A 1239-nucleotide genomic window follows, 5' to 3' on the forward strand; every position below is an offset into this window, starting at 1 on the left:
TAATCCCAAGCATTGCCTATGGCTTTAAATATGCCCCAGGTTTTGCCATCTTCGTCTATCATCATCATGGGGTTATTCCCCATAGCCATGTAAGGACTAGCTGCCTGTAATGCAGGATCAATAGCAAACCAACGGCCCACTTCGGGGTCGTAATAACGAGTCCTGTGAAATATTTACAGCTCTAACAAATTGATTTCACCGGATAAACATGATGATTGTACTCCCGAAAAAAATCGGGACAGACAAACACACCTAAACTATCAATGAACGTTTTGTTTGCGATACATTGTACCGCTTATTTTCCTACATTTTTATTTGTTTTTTTTTACTGAATATTAAACTCTTACATTTCACATTATTAATATCAGTTAATTTGATGCATTACCAATTTGAAGCATTACCTATTATCAATCCCATATTTAACAATAGCCATATCATTAGTTATGTTTTCTAATTTTGGAGCACCTCCTCCATATTGCTCACTCTTAGGATAAGTTAGTTCCCAGTAACGATAATCATTCGGATCTTGATATAAGGTGTTCCAACCAGTAATATCCGTATTTATTTTAATCAAAAAATTGGAAACCAACCAATCTATTCTTTGACAAACTTCATCTTTTTTAAGTGAATGACCATCTAGCACCCATTTTCCTTGTAATATATTTTCTTCCTTATTTATTTTCATTATGGTATAATATTAATTATAGCATCATTCGGTATTAATTGGTTAGGTATTGTGAATTCTCTTGCTCCTCCAAGAGTTCTACCATATCCTACAAAACCCGGATCCAATCTGTTAATAGGAGAACTAATTCCAAAACGCGGAGTATTAAATTCAATTACTCTAAATCCTGTTTCACTATTTGGAATAGTTAACCTTCTGGCAATTTGTTTTGAACTCATGCCTGCAATATCATCAGAAGCTGTTACGAAAACATCAATTGCATTTGGCGCCCCTAAAGTCTTGCTGTTAATATTAGCAGGAATTACTCTTGCTAATCTATTAGGAATATTGTTTCTAATTACTGAGGTTGTTGCCTTCCTACTCCCAGCCTTAACCGCAGCCCTAACAGCTAATTTTCTACCACCATTTAAAAGAGCTTTTCCAATTCCTGCGCCTAACATATAATCTATAGGGCTGTCGGTAACTTCAACTCTTCCGCTAGATTGTTTGTACCATTCGGTAAATTGTACTTGTTCTAAAGAATAGTTACTCCATTCATCTTTTGGATCATAACT

General features: G+C 35.1%; 3 protein-coding genes. All 3 read right to left on the reverse strand.

Features of this window, described 5'->3' with window-relative positions; all coding sequences use genetic code 11:
- The coding region (locus tag ACT3CE_RS18840) for an RHS repeat-associated core domain-containing protein (RefSeq protein WP_444711310.1) at window positions 1–173 on the reverse strand (173 nt) is incomplete at its 3' end.
- Between the two features lie 224 nt (window positions 174–397).
- A complete protein-coding gene (locus tag ACT3CE_RS18845) occupies window positions 398–685 on the reverse strand; it encodes an Imm27 family immunity protein (RefSeq protein ID WP_444711308.1) in 288 nt (95 codons plus the stop codon).
- The coding region (locus ACT3CE_RS18850) for a polymorphic toxin type 10 domain-containing protein (protein ID WP_444711309.1) at window positions 685–1239 on the reverse strand (555 nt) is incomplete at its 5' end. The genes ACT3CE_RS18845 and ACT3CE_RS18850, both read right to left, overlap by 1 nt.

Origin of the sequence: Marinifilum sp. RC60d5 (genome assembly GCF_052400665.1) — a bacterium.
Lineage (GTDB): Bacteria > Bacteroidota > Bacteroidia > Bacteroidales > Marinifilaceae > JBQTGK01.

Coding starts and splice junctions, on each gene's coding strand:
- ACT3CE_RS18845 (WP_444711308.1), bottom strand. CDS start 685: ATGAAAATAAATAAGGAAGAAAATATATTACAAGGAAAATGGGTGCTA.